Below are 22608 nucleotides of genomic sequence, written 5' to 3' on the forward strand. Positions count from 1 at the left end.
TTTTCCAACTCCTTCGGGACTTTCAGGGTCGTGCGCTGTTCTTCCGCCGGTTCGCTATCAGCTGGCCGGCGAGAACCACCAGTACCGCAATGATGAACATTGCCGTACCGATGACGTTGATCTGCACGGGCGTGCCGCGCTGTGCCGATCCCCAGACGAACATGGGGAAGGTCACGGTCGAGCCCGCGTTGAAATTGGTGATGATGAAATCGTCGAAGGAGAGCGCGAAAGCGAGCAGTGCTCCTGCGGCGATTCCCGGGGCGGCGATCGGCAGGGTCACCCGCACGAAGGTCTGCACGGGCCCCGCGTACAGGTCGCGCGCCGCCTCCTCGAGCCGGGGGTCCATCGACATGACGCGCGCCTTGACCGCCGTCACCACGAAGCTGAGGCAGAACATGATGTGCGCGATGAGGATCGTCCAGAAGCCCAGCTGCGCGCCCATGTTGAGGAACAGGGTGAGCAGCGAGGCGGCCATGACGACCTCGGGCATCGCCATCGGCAGGAAGATCAGCGAGTTGATCGCGCCGCGCGCCCGGAAGCGGTAGCGGACCAGGGCGAACGCGATCATCGTGCCGAGCACGGTCGCGCCGACCGTGGCCCAGACGGCGATCTGGAGGGAGAGCGAGAGCGAGCCGCACATGTCGGCCACCCCGCAGGGGTCCTTCCAGGCGTCCACCGAGAAGCGCTGCCAGGAGTAGTTGAACCGCCCGTTGGGCTTGTTGAAGGAGAACACCATCACGACGATGTTCGGCAGGATCATGTAGGCGAGCGTCAGCAGACCCGCGATGACGATGATGTGGCGTCGCAGCCAGCGCAGTACGGGCATCAGACCAGGTCCTCCGTCCCGGAGCGGCGGATGTAGACAGTGACCGCGATCAGTACGACCGCCATGAGGATGAAGGAGAGCGCGGCCGCCGTCGGATAGTCGAGGACGCGCAGGAACTGGGTCTGGATGACGCTGCCGACCATCTTGGTGTCGGTGGAGCCCAGGAGTTCCGCGTTCACGTAGTCACCGCTGGCCGGGATGAAGGTCAGCAGGGTGCCGGAGACGACGCCCGGCATGGAGAGCGGGAACGTCACCTTGCGGAAGGTGGTGGCGGGGGTGGCGTAGAGGTCCCCGGCCGCTTCGTGCAGCCGGCCGTCGATCCGCTCCAGCGAGGTGTAGAGCGGCAGGATCATGAACGGCAGGAAGTTGTACGTGAGTCCGCAGACCACGGCCATCGGGGTGGCCAGCACCCGGTTGGACTCGGTCCAGCCGAGCCAGCTGGTGACGTCCAGGACGTGCAGGGTGTTCAGTACGTCGACGACGGCGCCGCCGTCCGCGAGGATCGTCTTCCAGGCGAGGGTGCGGATCAGGAAGCTGGTGAAGAACGGTGCGATGACCAGCACCAGCACCAGGTTGCGCCAGCGGCCGGCCTTGAACGCGATGAGGTAGGCGAGCGGGTAGCCGAGCAGGAGGCACAGGATCGTCGCGGTGCCGGCGTACAGCAGGGACCGGACGAACTGCGGGTAGTAGTCGGCCAGCGCGTCCCAGTACGTCTGGAAGTGCCAGGTGACCTCGAACCCCTTCTCCAGGGATCCGGTCTGGACGGAGGTCGAGCCCTGGTAGATCAGCGGCAGCGCGAAGAAGACGACGAGCCACAGGATGCCGGGGAGCAGCAGCCAGTAGGGGACGAGACGCTTACGGGTGGAGGGCTTGCGCACCTTCAGCTCCTCGGCGGGAGCGGGTGGCGCCTCCTGGGTGACGCTCACGCCGCGTCCTCCACCGTCTCCACACCTGCGTCGATGTCCTGGGTGGCGTCCAGGCCGAAGGTGTGGGCCGGGTTCCAGTGCAGGACGACCTCGGCCCCCGGGGTGAGCCTCGCATCACGCTCGATGTTCTGCTCGTACACCTGAAGCGACTTGCCCGCCGGGCTCTCCACCACGTACTGGGTGGAGACGCCGATGAAGCTGGAGTCGACGATCCGTCCGGTGACCCGGTTGCGGCCGTCCGCTATCGCGTCCGCGTCATCGAGGTGTGCGAGGGAGATCTTCTCGGGGCGGATGCCCAGGAGCAGCTTGCCGCCCTTCGCGGTCGGCGCGGGACATCGGTCACCGGGCAGCCGCAGCTTGCCGCCACTGGCCGATACGACGAGGTCGGTGCCGGTGGAGAGGACCTCGCCCTCGATGAGGTTCGAGGTTCCGAGGAAGTTGGCGACGAACGTCGTCCGGGGGTTCTCGTAGAGGTCGGCGGGGTTGCCCAGCTGCTCGACCCGGCCCGCGTTCATCACCGCGACGGTGTCGGCCATGGTCATGGCCTCCTCCTGGTCGTGGGTGACGTGGACGAACGTGATGCCGACCTCGGTCTGGATGCGCTTGAGCTCCAGCTGCATCTGGCGGCGCAGCTTGAGGTCGAGGGCGCCGAGCGGCTCGTCGAGGAGCAGCACCTGGGGGTGGTTGATCAGGGCGCGGGCGACGGCGACGCGCTGCTGCTGGCCGCCGGAGAGCTGGTGCGGCTTGCGCCGGGCGAAGTCGCCGAGCTGGACGAGCTCCAGCATGTCGTCGACCTGCTTCTTGACCGACTTGATGCCGCGCCGGCGCAGTCCGAAGGCGACGTTCTCGGTGATGTCGAGGTGCGGGAAGAGCGCGTAGCTCTGGAAGACCGTGTTGACGGGCCGCTTGTACGGGGGGAGGCCGGTGATGTCGCGGCCGCCGAGCGAGACGGTGCCGGTGGTGGCCTCCTCCAGGCCCGCGATCATCCGCAGGGTGGTGGTCTTGCCGCAGCCGGACGCGCCGAGCAGCGCGAAGAAGGAGCCTTGCGGGACGGTCAGATCGAGCGGTTGCACGGCGGCGAAGGAGCCGTACGTCTTGCTGATCCCGGTGAGGCGGACATCGCCGCCTGTCTGCTGCTGTGTCATGGAGGGCGGTCCCAGTGGTGTCAGAGGGAGATCGGGTGTCTTCGGGACGGGGCGGTGTCAGGCGCCGATGAGCTTGGCGAACTTCTCCTCGTACGCCGTCTCTTCCTCGGCGGTCAGGGACCGGAAGGCGTGCGAGGCGGCCGCCATCTTCTTGTCCGGGAGAATCAGCGGGTTGTCGGCCATCGACTTGTCGATCCTGGCGAGTTCCTCGCGGACGCCGTCGACCGGGCAGACGAAGTTGATGTACGCGGCGAGCTCGGCGGCGACCGGCGGCCGGTAGTAGTGGTCCATGAGCTTCTCGGCGTTGGTCTTGTGCCGTGCCTTCACCGGGACCAGCATGTTGTCGCTGGATATGACGTAGCCCGCGGCGGGTATCGCGTACTTGATGTCCGGGTTGCCGGCCTGGAGCTGGATGATGTCGCCGGCCCAGGCGACGCAGGCGGCGATGTCGCCCTTGTCGAGGTCCGCGGTGTAGTCGTTGCCGGTGAACCGGCGGATCTGGTTGCGGTCGACGCCCTTCTGGATCCGGCCGATCGCGGCGTCGTAGTCGGCGTCGGTGAAGGCGGCGGGGTCCTTGCCCATGTCGAGCAGGGTCATGCCGACGGAGTCGCGCATCTCCGAGAGGAAGCTGACCCGGCCCTTGAGTTTCGGATCGTCGAGCAGCTGACTGACGGAGTCGATCCTGCGGCCGCCGGTCGCCTTGGAGTTGTAGGCGATGACGGTGGGGATGCCGGCCCAGGGGTAGGAGTAGGCGCGGCCCGGGTCCCAGTCCGGGGAGCGGAACTGGGCGGAGAGGTTGGCGTAGGCGTTCGGCAGGTTGGAGGCGTCGAGCTTCTGCGCCCAGCCGAGCCGGACGATACGGGCGGCGAGCCAGTCCGTGACGCAGATGATGTCGCGGCCGGTGTCCTGGCCGGCGGCGAGCTGCGGCTTGATCTTGCCGAAGAACTCGACGTTGTCGTTGATGTCCTCGGTGTACTTGACCTTGATCCCGGTGCGCTCGGTGAACTGCTCCAGAGTGGGCCGGTGCTTGCCGTCGTCGGTGACGTCCATGTACTCGGTCCAGTTGGAGAAGTTGACCTGCTTCTCCTTGGCCGAATGGTCGTCGGAGGCGGCCGCGGCGTCCCCCTCCCGCTTCGCGGGAGGGATTCCGCACGCGCCGAGCAGGCCGAGCCCGCCGAGTGTGAGCGCGCCGGTGCCGGAGGCGCGCAGCAGCGATCGGCGGGTGAGGGCTCCCCTGCCACTGGTCAGAGTGCGACGCATCGCGGCCAGCTGGGCCGCCGAGAGACGCTCGGGCTCGTACTGCTCCATGCGCGTTGCCCTTTCGGGTGGTGTGCGGCCGGACCGGCCTGGTTATCGGTCCCCGAAGATCGTGCGGTGCCAGTCCTTGCGGGCGACCGCGGTGTTGTCGTACATGACGTGCTTGACCTGCGTGTACTCCTCGAAGGAGTACGACGACATGTCCTTGCCGAAGCCGCTGGCCTTGTACCCGCCGTGCGGCATCTCGCTGATGATCGGGATGTGGTCGTTGATCCAGACGCAGCCCGCCTTGATCTCGCGGGTGGCGCGGTTCGCCCGGTACAGGTCGCGGGTCCAGGCGGATGCGGCGAGTCCGTAGGGGGTGTCGTTGGCGAGCGCGATGCCCTCGTCGTCGGTGTCGAAGGGCAGCACGACCAGGACCGGGCCGAAGATCTCGGCCTGGACGATCTCGCTGTCCTGGGCCGCTCCGGCGATCAGGGTCGGCCGGTAGTAGGCGCCGTCGGCCAGTTCGCCGCCGGGGGCCTCGCCGCCGGTGACGACGGTGGCGTAGGCGCGGGCGCGCTCGACGAATCCGGCGACCCGGTCACGCTGGGCGTGGCTGATCAGCGGGCCGAGGTCGGTGTCCGGGGCGAACGGGTCGCCCACCCGGACGGTCTCCATCAGCTCCGCGACGCCCTGCACGAAGGCGTCGTACAGCGGGCGCTGGACGCAGGCCCGGGTGGCCGCCGTGCAGTCCTGGCCGGTGTTGATGAGGGAGCCGGCGACCGCTCCGTTGACCGCGGCCTCCAGGTCGGCGTCGTCGAAGACGACGAAGGGGGCCTTGCCGCCGAGTTCGAGGTGGAGGCGCTTGACGGTGGAGGTGGCGATCTCCGCGACCCGCTTGCCGACGGCGGTGGAGCCGGTGAAGGAGGTCATCACGACGTCGGGGTGGCCGACGAGGTGTTCCCCGGCGTCCTTGCCCGCCCCGTTGACGATGTTGATCACGCCGTCCGGGATGCCGGCCTCGGTGGCCGCCTGCGCGAACATCAGCGAGGTCAGCGGGGTGATCTCGGCGGGCTTCAGCACGATGGTGTTGCCCGCGGCGACGGCCGGGAGGATCTTCCAGGCGGCCATCTGGAGCGGGTAGTTCCAGGGGGCGATGGAGCCGATGACGCCGATCGCCTCACGCCGTACGTACGAGGTGTGGTCGCCGTCGTACTCGGCGGCGGACTTGCCCTCCAGGTGGCGGGCCGCGCCCGCGAAGAAGGACGCGTTGTCGACGGTGCCGGGCACGTCGAACTCGGTGGAGAGCTTGACCGGCTTGCCGCACTGGAGGGACTCCGCGTACGCGAAGTCGTCCGCCTGCCGGGCGAGGACCGAGGCGAACCGGTGCATCGCCTCGGACCGCTCGGCCGGGGTGGCGCCCGACCAGCCGGGGAACGCCTCCCGCGCGGCGGCGACGGCCGCGTCCACATCGGCGGTGCCCGCGAGCTCGTAGGTGTGGACGGTCTTGCCCGTGGCCGGGTTCACCACGTCGTGGCTGCGTCCCGAAGTGCCGGGTCGCAGTCTTCCGCCGATGTACTGTGCGCCGTCCGCGAAGCGGTCCTGTACCTGGAAGCTGTTGCCCATCACGCTCTCCTCCGCCGCTGTTCCCGGAGTGCGGGGCGGCGTAGCTCCTGCTCGATTTGAGTGCCGATCCTGACAGAGGGGACCCAGCCCAACAAGTGATTCCGTTGTTGCCTTTTGGTTACGCAACGGAATCTGTCGACCATGTGTCGTGTCAGTGCGGAATTCCCCGTACGTAGTGTCAGTGGCGGATGCCAGACTCACGTGTCATGGAACACATGGACGACCTCGTGACGCGGGCTCGCCGGGGTGAGCGAGTGAAGTATCTGAGGTTCTGGGGGCACCGGCCGCGGGCCGACGGGGAGATCGGTGCGAGCTGCCTCAGCCAGTGGTGGCCGTCGCCGTTCACGGTCGACGGGGTGACGTACGCGTCGGCCGAGCACTGGATGATGGCCGGCAAGGCGCGGCTGTTCGGCGACGCGGAGGCACAGGCCCGCGCGGTGGCGGCCAGGAGCCCGGCCGAGGCGAAGAAGACGGGCCGGCTGGTGCGCGGCTTCGACGAGGCGGTCTGGGAGCGCGAGCGGTACGGGCTGGTGGTGACGGGCAGCCTGCACAAGTTCGGCCAGGACCCGGCGCTGCGCGAGTTCCTGCTGGGCACGGGCGAGCGGGTGCTCGTCGAGGCGAGCCCGATGGACCGGATCTGGGGGATCGGGCTGACGGCGGACGATCCGCGTGCGGAGGACCCGGCGGCCTGGCGGGGGCTGAATCTGCTCGGCTTCGCGCTGATGGACGCGCGGACGGGGCTGCGGGAGGGCACCGGCCGGATATGAAACGGCCCCTGGGCGAAGCGGGAGTCCCGGACGGGCGGCGCTGCGCCCGCCCGGGACCGACTGCACTCCCGCTAGCGGATCACACCGGCGAACGGGGATCCGGCGACCGCAGATCCGGCGACCGGCGAATCGATGACCTGCGAGGCCGAGTACGGCTCGTAGCCGTAGCCGCTGTCGTCATCGGCGTCGCTCGCGATGGCCCAGATGACCAGACCCAGGAACACGGCACTGACGACGATCCCGACCGAGCCGAGGATGATACCGGCGAGGGCCACTCCCCCGTTGTCGGCCTCCCCCCGGCGGACCCGGCCCCGGCCTATCAGGCCGAAGATCAGCGCGAGGACGCCCAGTATGATCCCGAGCCCGTACAGGCAGAAGAGCGCCACCGCGATGATGCCGAGCACCATCGAGGCGATCCCGAGCCCGTTCGCGGGCTGCGGTCCCCAGGCGTTCTGGCCGTAGCCGGGGTAGCCCGGGTAGCCGCCGCCGTACTGCGGGGCCTGCGGGGCCGGGTAGCCGTACTGGCCGGCGGGCTGCTGCGACGGCGCCCCCGGGTACCCGTACTGGCCGGCGGCCGGCGGGCTCTGCTGACCCGGGCCGTTGGGACCGACGGGCGGCGGCGGCACGGACTCCGGGCCGAACGGGCCGCCGGGACCGGACGGCTGCCCCGTACCCGCCGGGGGGCCGAAGCCTGGCGCGGGACCGGCGGGACCGCCCTGCGGCCCGTCGACGCCCGGCATCGCGCCGACGGTCGGCTGGTCGTGCACGGCCGGCGGACGGGCGTCCGACGGGCTGTTCTTCTCCAGCGGCACCCTGTTGTCCGGCGGAGCCCACGGATCGCGCGGCACGGCCCTGTCCTCGGGCTGCTCTGTGTTGTCTGACATGGGCCTCCCCCATCGTGATGCCCGTCATGCTACGGCCAGGGTCTTTCGTTTGGATCAGGGAGCGGGGTCCGGTGTCGTGCATCGCAAGGCGGAGAATTGAGGCGACGAGGCGAGGTGCGGCACCGGACCCCGCGAGCCCAGCCCGATCCAGACGAGAGCCCTCGCCCCCGTCCTACGATGACTTCCGTCCGCCGCCCGGTTCCCACCTGTGTCCGGGCCCCGCGCCACCCCCTGCTCCCGGAGGATCCGTTGTCCGATCTGCACCCCTTCATCGCGGGGCTGCCCAAGGCCGAGCTGCATGTTCACCACGTCGGTTCGGCCTCGCCCCGCATCGTCGCGGAGCTGGCCGCGAAACACCCCGACTCCAAGGTCCCCACCGCCCCCGAGGCGCTGGCCGACTACTTCTCCTTCACGGACTTCGGGCACTTCATCGAGGTCTACCTCTCGGTCGTGGACCTGATCCGCACCCCGGAGGACGTCCGGCTGCTGACCTTCGAGGTCGCCCGCGACATGGCTCGGCAGAACATCCGCTACGCGGAACTGACCGTCACCCCGTTCTCCTCGACCCGGCGCGGCATTCCGGAACAGGGCTTCATGGAGGCCATAGAGGACGCCCGCAAAGCGGCCGAGGCCGAACTCGGGGTGGTGCTGCGCTGGTGCTTCGACATCCCGGGCGAGGCCGGGCTCGAATCCGCCGAGGAGACCGCCAGGCTCGCCGTCGACCTGCGGCCGGAGGGGCTCGTGTCCTTCGGTCTCGGCGGGCCCGAGATCGGGGTGGACCGCCCGCAGTTCAAGCCGTACTTCGACCGCGCCATCGCGGCGGGCCTGCACTCCGTGCCGCACGCCGGCGAGACCACCGGACCGGAGACGATCTGGGACGCGCTGACCGCGCTGCGCGCCGAGCGCATCGGCCACGGCACCAGCTCCGTTCGCGACCCGAGGCTCCTGGAACACCTCGCCGAGCACCGGATCGCGCTGGAGGTCTGCCCCACGTCGAACATCGCGACCCGCGCGGTGGCGGACATCGAGGAGCACCCGGTCAAGGAGATGGTGAAGGCCGGGGTGCTGGTCACGATCAACAGCGACGACCCGCCCATGTTCGGCACCGACCTCAACACCGAGTACGGGGTGGCGGCCCGCCTCCTGGAGCTCGACGAGCGGGGGCTCGCCGGGCTCGCGAAGAACGCCGTCGAGGCGTCCTTCCTCGACCCGGCCGGCAAGCGCAGGCTGGCCGAGGAGATCGACACGTACACCACCGGCTGGCTGGCGGACACCGGCCGGTGACCCCTGGCGGTGACAATGGCCCCATGGCCACCCCTGTCACCGCCGTCGCCCATCGCGGCGATCCGTACCGCGTCCGCGAGAACACCCTCGCCTCGATCCGCTCCGCCCTCGAACGGGGGGCGGACGCGGTGGAGATCGATGTCCGGGTCACCCGGGACGGTGTGCCCGTCCTGCTGCACGACGCCACGCTGGAGCGGCTGTGGGGTCATGACGTGCGGCTGGACCGGCTCACCCGGCAGGAGCTGAGCGAGCTGACGGCGGGCGGCGTGCCGACCCTGCGCGAGGCGCTGCTCGCCGCCGGGGCGCACCGCGTCATGGTCGATCTGCCCGGCTCCACCGAGGACTCGGTGCGCAGGACCGTCGGGACGGTACGGGAGTGCGGGGCCGGGGAGCGGGCCTACTACTGTGCGGGCCCGGAGGCGATGCTGCGGGTCCGGGCCGCCGATCCGTCCGCCGAGATCGCGATGACCTGGACGACCCTCGTACCGCCCCGGGCCGGGCTGCTGGCGGCGGTGCGGCCGCGCTGGCTGAACTACCGGTTCGGTCTGGTGAGCCGGGAGCTGACGGACCGCAACCACCGGGACGGGCTGCTGGTCTCGGCCTGGACGGCGGACACCGGGCGCACCATGCGCAGGCTGCTGCGGGACGGCGTGGACTCCATCACCACCAACCGGGTCGATGTACTGCACAAGCTGATCACCAACTCCCCGGACCACACCTCGCCTTGATCGGTCCGGCATCATGGACGCCACCTCATCGTCCCGATGCCGGGCCCGGCACCCGAGGAGCAGACGTGTCCGTCCCCCACCGCAACTCCCTTCCCTCCCAGGTCCGTATCGATGTCGCGCACAACGCCCGGGTCTGGAACTACTGGCTCGGCGGCAAGGACCACTTCCCGGTGGACCGGACCGTCGGAGACCGGGTCACCGGCATGTATCCCAGCATCGGCGAGGTGGCGCGGGCCGACCGGGCGTTCCTGGGCCGGGCGGTGCGGTATCTGGCCGGTGACGTGGGCATCGGCCAGTTCCTGGACATCGGAACCGGTCTGCCGACCGCGGACAACACCCACGAGGTCGCCCAGCACACCGCTCCCGACGCCCGCGTGGTGTACGTCGACAACGACCCGAGCGTCCTGGCGCACGCCCGCTCGCTGCTCACCAGCTCGCCGGAGGGCGCGAGCGAGTACATAGAGGCGGACGCCCGCGACCCGGAGCGGATCCTGCGGGCGGCCCGGCCGACGCTCGACCTGGACCGGCCGGTCGCGGTCATGCTCCTGGGCATCCTCAACTTCGTCCTCGACACGGACGAGGCGCTGCGCATCGTGCGGCGGCTGATGGACGCGGTGCCCTCCGGAAGCTACCTGGTCCTCACCCACCCCACGCTGGAGCTGGGCGGCGAGGGCAACGAGGCGGCGATGCGGTTCTGGAACGAGAACGCCACGCCCCCGATCACCGCCCGCAGCCGCTTCGAGTTCGCCGCGTTCCTGTCCGGTCTCGACCTCGTCGAACCGGGCATCGTCTCGTGCGCGCGCTGGCGCCCCGCGCCCGGCACCCGGGCCGCCGAGGTGGCCCAGTTCGGCGCCGTGGCCAGAAAGCGCTGAGGGCACCGGGTGCACATACGGGATGTCACGGCGCGGGCCCTCGCGGCCGGGCCGCGCACCGTCGACCTGCTCATCGCCGTGCTGGTGCAGGCGGCCGTGACCATGCCCTTCGTCGTGCCGCGTGCCCCGGACCTGCCGGCCGCGACATGGACGTCGTACGGGCTGACGACCCTGCTGGTGCTGCCGCTGACCGTCCGCCGCCGGGCACCGGTCGCGGTGCTGTTCGCGGTGCTCGCGGCCGGCGCCCTGTACAAGTTCGCCGTGGACGGGCCGGGGCAGCCGCTCCCGTACACCGGGCTGGTGGCGTTCTACACGGTCGCCGAGCTCTCCTCGCCGCCGAAGCGGCTCGTGGTCGCGCTGGTCACGGCGGTGGGCGTGCTGGGCTCGACGGGGATCGACAGCGCCGACATGCGGGAGCTGCTGTTCTCCCTGTTCGTGTTCGCCGCGGCCTACGCCTGCGGGCGGCTCGCCGTGACCCGGAAGGCCTATCTGCGGGCGGTGGAGGACCGGGCCCGCCAGCTGGAGCTGACGCACCGCATCGAGGCCGAGCAGGCAGCGGCGCGTGAACGGGCCCGGATCGCTCGGGAGATGCACGACATCCTGTCCCACGCGGTCAGCCTGATGATCGTGCAGGCGGAGGCGGGACCGGTGGCGGTGCGGACCGCCCCGGACCGGGCGGAGGCCGCGTTCGACGCGATCTCGGACACGGGCCGCGACGCCATGGTGCAGCTGCGCCGCATGCTCGGCGTGCTGCGCGAGAACGAGGACCCGGCCGGTGCACCGCGCGCACCGCAGCCGGCGCTGGCCGGGCTGCCGGGGCTCGTCGAGCGGGTGCGTGGCAGCGGTCTGGCGGTGTCGTACGAGGTGGCGGGCAGTCCACTGCCACCGGGACCGGCCGTCGAGACGAGCGTCTACCGGATGGCGCAGGAGGCCCTGACCAACGTGGTCAGGCACGCGGACGCGGACGCCGTGCGCGTCCGCCTCGAGCACGGCCCCGGCGAGCTGACCCTGACGGTCACCGACGACGGGCGCGGCCCCGCTGCCGGCACCGGTCTCGGCCTGGCCGGCATCCGGGAACGCGCCGGCGCCCACGGAGGCACGGCGCGCACCGGTCCGGGGCCGGGCGGAAGGGGGTTCGAGGTGAGGGTGACGATTCCGAGGGCGGTAGCGGACACAGAGGCAGGGGTGGGGCGTTGACGATCCGTGTGGTGGTGGCGGACGACCAGGAGCTGGTGCGCAGCGGCTTCGCGATGATCCTGGACGCGCAGCCGGACATCGAGGTGGTGGCCGAGGCGGGCGACGGTGCGGCGGCGGTCGAGGCGGTGCGGCGGCTGGCGCCCGAGGTGGCGCTGCTCGACATCCGGATGCCCGGCACGGACGGCATCGAGGCGTGCCGCGCGATAGCTGCGGGGACCGGCTGCCGGACGGTCATGCTGACGACCTTCGACTCCGACGACTACGTCTTCGAGGCGCTGCGCGCGGGGGCGAGCGGCTTCCTGCTGAAGGACGTCCGCCGCGACGACCTGGTGCACGCGGTACGGGTGGTGGCGGCCGGGGAGTCGCTGCTCGCGCCCTCGGTGGCGCGCCGGCTGATCGCCGAGTACACCTCCCGCCCGGCGACGCCGGCCGCCGTGCCGCCGGCGCGGCTGGGCGTGCTGACCGGCCGGGAGCGCGAGACGCTGCTGCTCCTGGCCAGGGGCCTGTCGAACGCGGAGATCGCGGCCGCGCTGGTGGTGAGCGAGCACACGGTGAAGACGCATGTCGGCAATGTGCTGTCCAAGCTGGGGCTGCGGGACCGGATCCAGGCCGTGATCTGCGCGTACGAGTGCGGGGTCGTCACTCCCTCGCCGGAGGGAGAGACGGCCCCGGCTCCCCCGCGCGGGTGAGGAATCCCGGCCGCGAGGACCGCCCGGCCGGGCGATCCGCCGGGGTCCGGGGATCAACAGGATGGAGTCCACAACCAGTTACGGATTCCGCGCCCCTGGAGGCACCGGTCATGAACACCCGCGCCGCACACATCGCCCTCGCCACCGCCCTGGTCCTCGGCATCGCCGCGGGAACCGCCGTACCCGCCTCGGCCGGGGCCCGCGTCCCGGCCGGCGCGCGTCCCGCCGCCGGGGCGTCCACCGGCCGGGCACCGGACGCCCAGGCGCTGCGGGCCGCGATCGACGGGCTCCCGGCGGACGACGCGACGGCCGCGCTGGTCCGGGTCGGCGGCACCGACGGAAGCTGGCGGGGCAGCGCGGGCGTCCACGATCTGGCCTCCGGCCGCCCGGCCGATCCGGACGGGCGCTTCCGGGCGGGTTCGGTCACCAAGGTCTTCACCGCGGCCGTGGTGCTGCAACTGGCCGGCGAGGGGAAGCTCGCCCTGGACCGGCCGGTCCGGCACTACCTGCCGGACCTGATCCCGGCCGCGTACGGGCAGGTCACCGTGCGGCAGCTGCTGAACCACACGAGCGGTATCCCCTCCCCCGACCCGGGCAACGGCGACACCCTGGAGGACTGGTACGCACACCGCTTCGACCTGCGTGATCCGGCGGACGACGTGCGCGCCGCGACCGCGCCGGCACCGGACTTCGCCCCCGGTACGCAGCAGCACTACGCCAACATCGGCTACACCGTGGCGGGGCTGCTGATCGAGCGGGTCACCGGTGACACGTACGCCTCGCAGGTCTCGCGCCGCATCCTGGAGCCCCTGCGGCTGGGCGGCACCTACTTCCCCGGCACCGATCCGGCGGTCCGGGGCCCGCACAACCACGGCTACCAGGTGTTCGGGCCGTCCGGCGAGCTGCGTGACGTCACGGTGTGGGGGGCGAGCGACGCGTGGGCTGCCGGGGACCTGATCTCGACGACCGCCGACCTGGAGCGCTTCACCGAGGCGCTGTTCCGCGGCCGGGTGGTGCGGGGACCGCTGCTGCGGGAGATGTTCACGCTGCCGGACGCGTCGGTGCGCGAGTACGGCACCGGCAAGCCCGCCGCGTACAGCGCGGGCCTCTCCGTGATGAGGCTGGGCGGCCGCGAGGTCTGGGGCAAGACGGGCGGCCGCTGGGGCTACAACGCGGCCATCGCCGCCACCCCCGACCTGTCCAGGACGCTCGTCTACAGCGTCAACGCGACGGACGCGAAGGGTGAGGGCATGGACGCCACGGCGATGAGGACGGTGGTGGCCGCGTTCGGGGCGCCGGACGAGGAGTGAGGCGGGGCGCGTGCGACGCCCCGGGGCCGCCCGGATCCGGCGTTCGGATCCGGGCGGCCCGGTGGCAGCGGCGGGGCGGTCAGGCCGCGCCGCGAGGTGTCACCTGCTGGTGCCGCTCCCCCGCGCGGCAGCCCCGTCGATCACGAACTGCGATCCGGGTTCGACCAGGACGTCCCCGTCGCGCGAGCCGGTGATCGTCACGTCGGTGAGCGTGGCGCTGCCTCGCGCGCCGCCCATGGCGAGGATGCCGGAGCCGTTGGCGGAGCCGGAGATCTTCACGTTGCTGATCCGGACGTCCGGCATGGCGCCGCCGCCGGTCTTGAACTGGATGCCGTCGTATGTGGAGTCCTCGATGTCGGTGTCACGGATGGTGACACCGGGGATGTCGGAGCCCTGTGCGAACAGGGTGATCGCGCCGAACTCCTGGTCCTCGTTCCAGAACGCGCCGCCTGTGCGGTAGAGCCCGTTGTTCGCGATCAGGGTCTGTCCGGAGAAGGACACCGGGTCGTGATCGGTGGCCAGCATGATGCCGGGGTAGTTCATGGTGTCGTACACCAGGTTGTTCTCGACCTTGTTGCCGTAGCCGCCGTAGACCGCGATGCCGTTGGCCCGCCACGGCAGCTGCACGGTGTTGTTGCCGAAGACGTTGTCGTGGCCGGCGTCGGTCGAGGGGTCCTTGACGTACTTGCTCGCCCACACCGCCATCGCGTCGTCCCCGGTGTTGCGGAAGGACGAGTCGGTGACGGAGGAGTTGCGGGTGCCGTTGGTGAAGTTGACGCCGTCCGCGTAGGTGTCGCGGATGCGCATTCCGCTGAACTCGAGGCCGTCGCCGGGTCCCCACAGCTCCGGGATGTTGCTGTAGTCGCGGCCGACCCAGGCGGCGACGTTGGCGTGCTCGATCCACACGTTGCTGATCTTGGTGTCCTTGCCGAAGCGGCCGTTGAGACCGACGCCGCCCTCGGCGTTGCCGTCACCGCCCCGAATGGTGCCGGAGCCGAAGATCGCGATGTCGGAGATCTTGGTGTTGTCGTCGATGTCGAAGCCGAAGTTGCCCTCGTGCGGGTGGTTGATGCCGCCCGCGTCCTGCGGCGGGGTCAGCGTGTACAGCTGCGAGTGCCACATGCCGGCACCCCGGATCGCGACGTCACGGATGCCGACCTGGTTGTACTGGCCCCGGTCCAGCGGGTCGTCGGTGAGGATCTTCTGCTCCTGCCGCCACTGCCCGGCCGGAATCCACACGCAGTCGATGTCGCCGTTCTGGTCGGCGGTGACGGCCGCCTGGATCGCGTCGGTGTCGTCGTTCCCGTCGTCGGGGACCGCCCCGTACTCGGTGATCGAGGTGCACTCGGCGGGCTTGCTCGCGGGCGGCGCCACCTGCTCCAGGTCGACCAGGTCGACGACGTAGTACGCGGCGTCGTCACCGGCGTCCCGCTGCAGCTTGAAGGTGGTGCCCTCGGGATACGTCCTGTCGAGTAGTGCGTGCGACTCGTCGAACAGCCGACGCGCGTCGCCGCCGGGGGTGTTCGTCAGCCCTTCCGGCTGGTCGGTGTTGCCGTACAGCCAGCTGTGCTTGGACGACAGTTCCAGCTTCTGCACGAACACGCCGTCGGCGTAGAGGCTCAGCGTCTTCTCCTGGCCGCCGCCGCCCGGGGCGTCGGGGATGGAGTTGCGGACGACGACGGAGTTGGTGCTGCCGGTCGAGGTGAACTCCACGTGCTCACCCGCGGAGTCGAGGCGGACCGACTTGCGCCCCGAGGACTCGGTGGCGAAGTCGGTGTGCCCGAAGGTGCGGGTGGCGTCCGTCTCCAGCAGGGTGCCGTCGTAGGTGCCGTCCTCCGCCTCGTACTCGGTGAACGGGGACGCCGCACCCCGGGCGGCCGACGCGGCCGGCGTCCCGGGGGCGGGCGGGGCCGCCTGCGCGGCGGACGGCACGAGCCAGGCGGCGGTCAGTACGGCGCCGAGGGTGAAGGCGACGCCACGCCGGTTCCGGTCTCTCCTTGTCACAGCGTTCCTCTCGATGTGGGGGGATGGGGCGTGGGTACGGATCCGGGCTACTTGCCGCTGCCCGGCTCGGGCCAGGCGGTGCAGTCGTCCCAGGTGGTGTCCCAGCCGGTGTTGCCGCCGCCGTCGGTGAGCGTGAAGGTGCCCGAGCCCTCGGGGTAGGGGCAGTTGTAGACGCCTGCCGCGCCCGGGTCGGTGGCGGTGACGTTCGACATCGTCACGGCGCCGGGCGTCTCGGCCTGCACGACGACCGTGCCGACCCCGTCGACGGCCGACCCGTCGACCGTGACGTTCTTGACGTCCTTGCCGGTGCCGCCGCCCGAGACGAACTCGTAGGCGCTGTAGGGGCTGTCCTTGATGGTGGTGTCGGTGATGTTCACGTTCGCCTCGATGGCGCTGTCGTACGCGTCCACGCGCAGCGCGCCCATCGGGTGGCCCCAGTTGGGGTTGATGGCCCCGGTGCGTACGAGGGTGTTCCCTGCGACGGTGATGGTGCCGCCGAGGGGGAAGAACGGGTCGGCGAACTTCTGGTTGGAGATGGCGATGCCGCTGCCCAGCGCGTTGGTGTCGCTGATCAGGTTGTCCTTGACGGTGATGTCGCTGCCGCCGTAGATGGCGATGCCGTTCGCCAGGTTGGGCTGGGAGATGGTGTTGTTCGCGAAGGTGGAGCCGGTGTCGGCGGCGTTCAGCGACCACATGGCGAGCGAGTCGTCGCCCTGGTTGCGCAGGAAGTTGTCGCGCACCTGCACGCCGTGAGCGCTGCCGTTGAGGTTCAGGCCGTCCGCGGTGGTGTCGAGGATGCGGTTGTTCTCGACGACCAGGTTGTCGTTGTTGCCGGTCAGCCAGAGGCCGACCTTGAGGTGCTGCAGCCACATGCCGCTGACCCGGGAGTCCGGGCCGAGGGAGCCGTTGACGAAGTTGTCCGGGTTGCTGTCGACCCGCTCGGTGACCTCTCCGATCACCGCGAAGTCCTTGATGGTGACCTTGCCGGCGGAGCCGCTCTGGTTGATGAACCGCGAGGCGTGCACGACCGAGTGCCAGCTGCCCGCGCCCTGGATCGTCACGTTCTCGACGCCGCTCAGCTCGGAGTCCAGCCTGAAGTCGCCCGCCGGGACCCACACCGTGCCGCCGGCCGCCTTCGCCTCGGTGATCGCGTCGCGGAAGGCCTGCGTGGAGTCCTGCTGCCCGGTGGCGTCGGCGCCCTTGTCGACGACGGAGACCGCGCCGGACGGCTCGGCGGCGGGCCCGTCGACCTGTTCGAAGTCGGCGACGTCGACGGTGACCTCGGTGGCGGCGGCCTCCAGCTTCACCTTGTCGCCCGCCCGGAGGTCGCGGCCGAGCAGCAGGCGGGCGTTGTCGAAGAGGTGGTGGGTCTTGGCGCCGGCGATCCAGGGTGTGTCGACGTAGCTGTACTTGGAGGTGACGGCCAGCGACGCGTCGAGCTTCGTGCCGTTGACGTAGACGGCGAGTGAACCGCTCTGCCCGTCGGGCACGTTGTAGGCGACGTTCACCGCGTCGGCGGCCGCGCCGAGGGTGAACTCGACGCTCTGCCCGCTGCTCAGGCGCACCGCCTGCCGGCCCGAGGCCTCGGAGGCGAGGGTGCCCTGGGTGTGGTCGGGCCCGATCTTCTGGCCGGTGGTGGTGGCGGACTCCGCCTCGGTGGAGCTGAACGGGAGGGTGGCGCCGGCGGCTACCGCTGCCGGCTCGGGGGCCCGCTGGGCGGAGGCCTGGCCTGTGACGCCGATGACGGTGCCCACGAGGGCGACGGCTACGGCGAGGACGTACGAACTGCGCGTGGGGGATGACGTGCGCATGACACTCCATTCCTGCTGTGACTGGTGCTTCCCGGTGGGGGAGGTGGGGGGCGAGGGAAGCGCCTGACACTCAAGCATCACGAACACATGAGCACAAGATGTCGCGTAGGTATCGCAATTTATTGACAGCGAAGCGAAACAACCAACTGGTGCCCAGGTGTCGGGTGTGCGGAACGCGTCGCGCGCCGGGCCGCAGCACGAGGAACCGGCACCACGCGCATTCCGCGTGGTGCCGGTTCCTCGTGCTCAGTACCTATCGAAAGCCCTGGTCACAGCCAAGCGGGGCGATACCTCACAACCCGACTATGGAGTTCCACTTCTTGGCGAACTCGGTGCGCTCCTCGGAGGTGATGTCGCGGGCGATGGCGAGCCGCTTGCGCATGGCGTCGTCGGGGAAGATCAGCGGATCCTCGGCGAGTGCGGCGGTCTCCTCGTCCTTGGAGGAGGCCAGCACCTCGCGGGCGGCCGGGACCGGGCAGACGTAGTTGACCCAGGCCGCCAGTTCGGCGGCGACCTCGGGCTCGTAGTAGTAGTCGACGAGCTTCTCGGCGTTGCGCTTGTGGTGGGCGAGATTGGGGATCATGAGCGACTCCGCCCAGAGCTCGGCCCCCTCCTGCGGCACGACGAACTCGATCTCGGGGTTGTCCGCCTGGAGCTGGATGACGTCGCCGGAGTAGGCCTGGCAGGCGAGCACATCGCCGGTGGAGAGGTCCTTGATGTAGTCGTTGCCGGTGAAACGGCGGATGTGCTTGGTCTTCACCAGCTTCTCCACCTGCTCGCAGATGTCGTAGAAGTCGTCGCGCTTCCAGCGGGTGATGTCGACGCCGTTGCCCTGCATCAGCAGCGCGAAGGACTCGTCGAGCCCGGACAGCAGCGTCACCTTGCCGCGCAGGTCGTGCGCCCACAGGTCGCTCAGGTGCTTGATCTCGCGGCCCAGCTTCTTGCGGTTGTACGCGATGCCGGTGATCCCGGACTGCCAGGGCACGCTGTGGGTGCGGCCCTTGTCGAAGGCGGGCGAGCGCAGCTGCGGATCGAGGTACTTGGCCACGTTGGGCTGCTTGGCGCGGTCCATCTCCTGGACCCAGCCGAGCCGGACGAAGCGGGCGGCCATCCAGTCGCTGATGACGACGAGGTCGCGCCCGGTCTGCTGGTGGTTCATCAGCGCGGGGCTGATCTTCCCGAAGAACTCGTCGTTGTCGTTGATCTCCTCGGTGTACGTGACGGAGATCCCGGTGCGCTTGCTGAACGCGTCCAGGGTGGGCCGCTTCGACTGGTTCTCGTCGTCGGTGTCGATGTAGAGCGGCCAGTTGGCGAAGTGCAGGGTGTGGTCACTGGCGGAGGAGTCGCGCCCGGCCCGGTCGCCGGGCTTCACGTAGGCGGCGGGCACTCCGCAGCCGGCCAGCGTGGCACCGGCCGCCCCCGCCCCGAGGGCGCGGAGCACGGACCGGCGGGACATGGGGTTCTTCGGGATCGCTCGCACCTGCGCAGGATGCCGGTCGGCGGGTGCGCCGGGCAATGGACCAACCGTCCAGCGGTGGCCGCCCGCCGCGCACACCCTGTCGAGGCCGGGGGCGGCAGCGGCCGGACCCACGGCCGCGTCGGGCGCTCCGGAGCACGGATACGGCGCCTCGGCAGTGCTGATCCGGTCCCGGGGGGCACGGATACGGCCCCCGGGCACTCGCACAGTGCGCCCGGGGGCCGTATCGGTACCGTTCGAGCGGCGGTCAGCCGTCGAGCGAGGTCATGACGTGCTTGATCCGGGTGTAGTCCTCGAAGCCGTACGCGGAGAGGTCCTTGCCGTAGCCGGACTTCTTGAACCCGCCGTGCGGCATCTCGGCGACGAGCGGGATGTGGGTGTTGATCCACACGCAGCCGAAGTCGAGGTTCTTGGACATCCGCATGGCACGGGCGTGGTCCTTGGTCCACACCGAGGAGGCCAGGGCGTACTCCACGCCGTTGGCCCACTCCAGCGCCTGCGCCTCGTCCCGGAACGACTGGACGGTGATGACCGGGCCGAAGACCTCGTGCTGGATGATCTCGTCGTCCTGCTTCAGGCCGGAGACGACGGTCGGGGCGTAGAAGTAGCCCTTCTCGCCGACGCGGTGGCCGCCCGCCTCGACCCTGGCGTGGGCCGGGAGGCGCTCGATGAAGCCGCTGACCTGGGCGAGCTGGTTGGCGTTGTTGAGCGGGCCGTAGAGCACGTCCTCGTCGTCCGGCTGCCCGGTCTTCGTGTCGGCCGCCGCCTTGGCCAGCGCGGTGACGAACTCGTCGTGGATGGACTCGTGGACCAGTACGCGGGTGGCGGCCGTGCAGTCCTGGCCCGCGTTGAAGTAGCCGGCGACCGAGATGTCCTCGACGGCCTTGGCGATGTCGGTGTCCTCGAAGACGACGACGGGCGCCTTGCCGCCGAGCTCCAGGTGGACCCGCTTGACGTCCTTCGCGGCGGACTCGGCGACCTGCATGCCGGCCCGGACCGAACCGGTGATGGAGGCCATCGCGGGGGTCCGGTGCTCCACCATCGCGCGGCCGGTGTCCCGGTCGCCGCAGATGACGTTGAAGACGCCCTTGGGCAGGATCTGCCCGATGATCTCGGCCATCAGCACGGTGGACGCCGGTGTGGTGTCGGACGGCTTGATCACCACGGTGTTGCCCGCGGCGAGCGCCGGGGCGAACTTCCAGACGGCCATCATCATCGGGTAGTTCCACGGCGCGACCTGGGCGCAGACCCCGACCGGCTCGCGGCGGACGATGGAGGTGAGCCCCTCCATGTACTCGCCGGCCGAGCGGCCCTCAAGCAGCCGGGCGGCGCCCGCGAAGAAGCGGATCTGGTCGACCATCGGGGGGAGTTCCTCGGTCCGGGTGAGCCCGACCGGCTTGCCGGTGTTCTCGGACTCGGCCGCGATGAGGTCCTCGGCGCGCTCCTCGAAGGCGTCCGCGATCTTCAGCAGAGCGCGCTGGCGCTCGGCGGGAGTGGCGTCGCGCCAGGCGGGGAAGGCCGCGGCGGCGGCTTCCATGGCGGCGTCGACGTCGGCGCCGCCGGAGAGCGGGGACGTCGCGTAGACCTCTTCCGTCACCGGGTTGACCACGTCGATGGTCCGCCCGTCGGCGGCGTCGCGGAACTCTCCGTTGATGTAGTTGCGCAGACGGCGCACCTCGGTGGTCACAGCCGGCCCTCCTGCTCTGAAGTCCAATGGGTGAGACGCCCAGCGTAGTCGCTCGGGTAACGCTTTCGACATACCCAACCGCCGTGAACTTCGGATTCGGTGAGATTCAGGTCCCGCAACAACGAATTTCATCGATCGAGGGTTGCAAGACAGACGAGTCCCGGTGCACAGTGGCTCCGTGGCCAGTCGCAGCGCAGACTCCAGGACCGGGAACGGATCGTCCTCAACCGTCGATGCCGTGTCCCTCGCAATCATCGAGCAGCTCCAGGAGGACGGGCGTCGTCCGTACGCCGCGATCGGCAAGGCCGTCGGCCTCTCCGAGGCGGCCGTGCGACAGCGCGTCCAGAAGCTGCTCGACCAGGGCGTGATGCAGATCGTCGCCGTCACCGATCCGCTCACCGTGGGATTCAGACGGCAGGCGATGGTCGGGATCAACGTCGAGGGCGACCTCGATCCCGTCGCGGAGGCCCTGTCGGCCATGGCCGAGTGCGAGTACGTGGTGATGACCGCGGGCTCCTTCGACCTGATGGTGGAGATCGTCTGCGAGGACGACGACCACCTGCTGGAGACGATCAGCAAACGCATCCGGGCCATTCCCGGAGTGCGCTCCACCGAGAGCTTCGTCTACCTCAAGCTCAAGAAGCAGACCTATATGTGGGGAACCCGATAGCCGTGAGCAAGGACCTCAGCCGGACCGCGTACGACCACCTGTGGATGCACTTCACCCGCATGTCGGACTACGAGAACGCAAGCGTTCCCACCATCGTGCGTGGCGAGGGCACCTACATCTTCGACGACCAGGGCAAGCGCTACCTCGACGGCCTGTCCGGCCTGTTCGTGGTCAACGCCGGCCACGGCCGCCGCGAGCTCGCCGAGGCCGCGTACAAGCAGGCGCAGGAGCTGGCCTTCTTCCCGGTGTGGTCCTACGCCCACCCCAAGGCCGTCGAACTGGCCGAGCGCCTCGCCGACTACGCCCCGGGCGACCTCAACAAGGTCTTCTTCACCACCGGTGGCGGCGAGGCCGTCGAGACCGCGTGGAAGCTGGCGAAGCAGTACTTCAAGCTCAAGGGCAAGCCGACCAAGTACAAGGTCATCTCGCGCGCGGTCGCCTACCACGGCACCCCGCAGGGCGCCCTGTCCATCACCGGACTCCCCGCCCTCAAGGCCCCGTTCGAGCCGCTGGTGCCCGGCGCGCACAAGGTGCCGAACACCAACATCTACCGCGCCCCGCTCTTCGGCGACGACCCGGAGGCCTTCGGCCGCTGGGCCGCCGACCAGATCGAGCAGGAGATCCTCTTCGAGGGCCCCGAGACCGTCGCCGCGGTCTTCCTGGAGCCGGTGCAGAACGCCGGCGGCTGCTTCCCGCCGCCGCCCGGCTACTTCCAGCGGGTCCGCGAGATCTGCGACCAGTACGACGTGCTGCTCGTCTCCGACGAGGTCATCTGCGCCTTCGGCCGGCTCGGCACGATGTTCGCGTGCGACAAGTTCGGCTACGTACCGGACATGATCACCTGCGCCAAGGGCATGACGTCGGGCTACTCCCCGATCGGCGCCTGCATCATCTCGGACAAGCTCGCCGAGCCGTTCTACGAGGGCGACAACACCTTCCTGCACGGCTACACCTTCGGCGGCCACCCGGTCTCCGCGGCGGTCGGCCTCGCCAACCTCGACATCTTCGAGAAGGAAGGCCTCAACCAGCACGTCCTCGACAACGAGAACGCCTTCTTCACCACGCTGCAGAAGCTGCACGACCTGCCGATCGTCGGTGACGTCCGGGGCAACGGCTTCTTCTACGGCATCGAGCTGGTCAAGGACAAGGCCACCAAGGAGACGTTCACCGACGAGGAGACCGAGCGCGTCCTGTACGGCTTCCTCTCCAAGGCGCTGTACGACAGCGGTCTCTACTGCCGGGCCGACGACCGGGGTGACCCGGTCGTCCAGCTCGCGCCGCCGCTGATCTCGGACCAGTCCACGTTCGACGAGATCGAGTCCATCCTGCGGTCCGTCCTGACGGAGGCCTGGACGAAGCTCTGACCGATCGCTCGATCGGCTGATCGAGCGAGCCCGGCTTGACCACAGCTTGACCCTCCACGGACGGTCCTCCAGCGGTCATTTCATACGGTCCACACGGCCCGG

Annotated in this window: 19 protein-coding genes; 9 read left to right on the forward strand and 10 right to left on the reverse strand. The window is 70.0% G+C overall.

Annotated elements, in window-relative coordinates; translation table 11 throughout:
- Positions 1-22: 22 nt before the first annotated feature.
- From EDD93_RS00275 to EDD93_RS00295, 5 genes are read right to left on the reverse strand one after another with little or no spacing between them, the layout of a single operon-like run.
- Positions 23-826, reverse strand: a complete 804-nt coding sequence (locus EDD93_RS00275; protein WP_123523244.1) for an ABC transporter permease — start codon at positions 824-826, stop codon at positions 23-25.
- Entirely contained in the window at positions 826-1752 is a 927-nt protein-coding gene (locus EDD93_RS00280; RefSeq protein WP_123523245.1) for an ABC transporter permease, read from the reverse strand. Before EDD93_RS00280 ends, EDD93_RS00275 begins: the two co-directional genes overlap by 1 nt.
- Entirely contained in the window at positions 1749-2897 is a 1149-nt protein-coding gene (locus tag EDD93_RS00285) for an ABC transporter ATP-binding protein (protein ID WP_123523246.1), read from the reverse strand. Before EDD93_RS00285 ends, EDD93_RS00280 begins: the two co-directional genes overlap by 4 nt.
- A gap of 57 nt (positions 2898-2954) precedes the next feature.
- Entirely contained in the window at positions 2955-4205 is a 1251-nt protein-coding gene (locus EDD93_RS00290) for a spermidine/putrescine ABC transporter substrate-binding protein (RefSeq protein WP_123523247.1), read from the reverse strand.
- 42 nt (positions 4206-4247) lie between these two features.
- Positions 4248-5762 carry a gamma-aminobutyraldehyde dehydrogenase gene (locus EDD93_RS00295; RefSeq protein WP_123523248.1) on the reverse strand — a complete coding sequence of 505 codons (1515 nt, stop codon included), beginning with the start codon at positions 5760-5762 and terminating at the stop codon, positions 4248-4250.
- A 215-nt stretch (positions 5763-5977) separates the two neighbouring features.
- On the opposite strand from EDD93_RS00295, the gene EDD93_RS00300 reads away from it, so the two are divergent.
- Positions 5978-6529: an NADAR family protein gene (locus tag EDD93_RS00300; protein WP_123523249.1), complete on the forward strand. Its 552-nt coding sequence runs from the start codon at positions 5978-5980 to the stop codon at positions 6527-6529.
- A 71-nt stretch (positions 6530-6600) separates the two neighbouring features.
- Here EDD93_RS00300 and EDD93_RS00305 read toward each other — a convergent pair whose 3' ends face one another.
- Positions 6601-7413: a DUF4190 domain-containing protein gene (locus EDD93_RS00305; RefSeq protein WP_123523250.1), complete on the reverse strand. Its 813-nt coding sequence runs from the start codon at positions 7411-7413 to the stop codon at positions 6601-6603.
- Between the two features lie 249 nt (positions 7414-7662).
- On the opposite strand from EDD93_RS00305, the gene EDD93_RS00310 reads away from it, so the two are divergent.
- The 6 genes from EDD93_RS00310 to EDD93_RS00335 all read left to right on the forward strand — a co-directional run bounded on the left by EDD93_RS00310 (position 7663) and on the right by EDD93_RS00335 (position 13493).
- Positions 7663-8697 carry an adenosine deaminase gene (locus EDD93_RS00310; protein ID WP_123523251.1) on the forward strand — a complete coding sequence of 345 codons (1035 nt, stop codon included), beginning with the start codon at positions 7663-7665 and terminating at the stop codon, positions 8695-8697.
- A gap of 23 nt (positions 8698-8720) precedes the next feature.
- Positions 8721-9425 (forward strand): glycerophosphodiester phosphodiesterase, encoded by a 705-nt coding sequence (locus tag EDD93_RS00315; protein WP_123523252.1) that lies wholly within the window; start codon positions 8721-8723, stop codon positions 9423-9425.
- A 65-nt stretch (positions 9426-9490) separates the two neighbouring features.
- Complete coding sequence (locus tag EDD93_RS00320) at positions 9491-10297, forward strand: SAM-dependent methyltransferase (protein ID WP_123523253.1); 807 nt, start codon at positions 9491-9493, stop codon at positions 10295-10297.
- A gap of 102 nt (positions 10298-10399) precedes the next feature.
- Entirely contained in the window at positions 10400-11494 is a 1095-nt protein-coding gene (locus EDD93_RS00325) for a sensor histidine kinase (protein ID WP_123527515.1), read from the forward strand.
- Positions 11491-12183, forward strand: a complete 693-nt coding sequence (locus EDD93_RS00330; protein ID WP_123523254.1) for a response regulator transcription factor — start codon at positions 11491-11493, stop codon at positions 12181-12183. The genes EDD93_RS00325 and EDD93_RS00330 overlap by 4 nt, the downstream gene beginning before the upstream one ends.
- A gap of 110 nt (positions 12184-12293) precedes the next feature.
- Positions 12294-13493, forward strand: a complete 1200-nt coding sequence (locus EDD93_RS00335) for a serine hydrolase (RefSeq protein ID WP_123523255.1) — start codon at positions 12294-12296, stop codon at positions 13491-13493.
- Positions 13494-13592: 99 nt separating this feature from the next.
- On the opposite strand, the gene EDD93_RS00340 is transcribed toward EDD93_RS00335, so the two are convergent.
- From EDD93_RS00340 to EDD93_RS00355, 4 genes are all read right to left on the reverse strand, one after another.
- A complete protein-coding gene (locus EDD93_RS00340; protein ID WP_123523256.1) occupies positions 13593-15497 on the reverse strand; it encodes a glycosyl hydrolase family 28-related protein in 1905 nt (634 codons plus the stop codon).
- 47 nt (positions 15498-15544) lie between these two features.
- Positions 15545-17308: a glycosyl hydrolase family 28-related protein gene (locus tag EDD93_RS00345; protein WP_123523257.1), complete on the reverse strand. Its 1764-nt coding sequence runs from the start codon at positions 17306-17308 to the stop codon at positions 15545-15547.
- Positions 17309-17600: 292 nt separating this feature from the next.
- Positions 17601-18764 carry a spermidine/putrescine ABC transporter substrate-binding protein gene (locus EDD93_RS00350; RefSeq protein WP_123523258.1) on the reverse strand — a complete coding sequence of 388 codons (1164 nt, stop codon included), beginning with the start codon at positions 18762-18764 and terminating at the stop codon, positions 17601-17603.
- Positions 18765-19032: 268 nt separating this feature from the next.
- Positions 19033-20472 carry a gamma-aminobutyraldehyde dehydrogenase gene (locus tag EDD93_RS00355; RefSeq protein WP_123523259.1) on the reverse strand — a complete coding sequence of 480 codons (1440 nt, stop codon included), beginning with the start codon at positions 20470-20472 and terminating at the stop codon, positions 19033-19035.
- 163 nt (positions 20473-20635) lie between these two features.
- Here EDD93_RS00355 and EDD93_RS00360 point away from each other — a divergent pair, with 163 nt between their 5' ends.
- Positions 20636-21142, forward strand: coding sequence for an Lrp/AsnC family transcriptional regulator (locus EDD93_RS00360; RefSeq protein WP_073739130.1), 507 nt, complete (start codon positions 20636-20638; stop codon positions 21140-21142).
- Entirely contained in the window at positions 21127-22506 is a 1380-nt protein-coding gene (locus EDD93_RS00365) for an aspartate aminotransferase family protein (RefSeq protein WP_123523260.1), read from the forward strand. The genes EDD93_RS00360 and EDD93_RS00365 overlap by 16 nt, the downstream gene beginning before the upstream one ends.
- Positions 22507-22608: the final 102 nt, after the last annotated feature.

Source organism: Streptomyces sp. 840.1, from assembly GCF_003751445.1.
Lineage (GTDB): Bacteria > Actinomycetota > Actinomycetes > Streptomycetales > Streptomycetaceae > Streptomyces.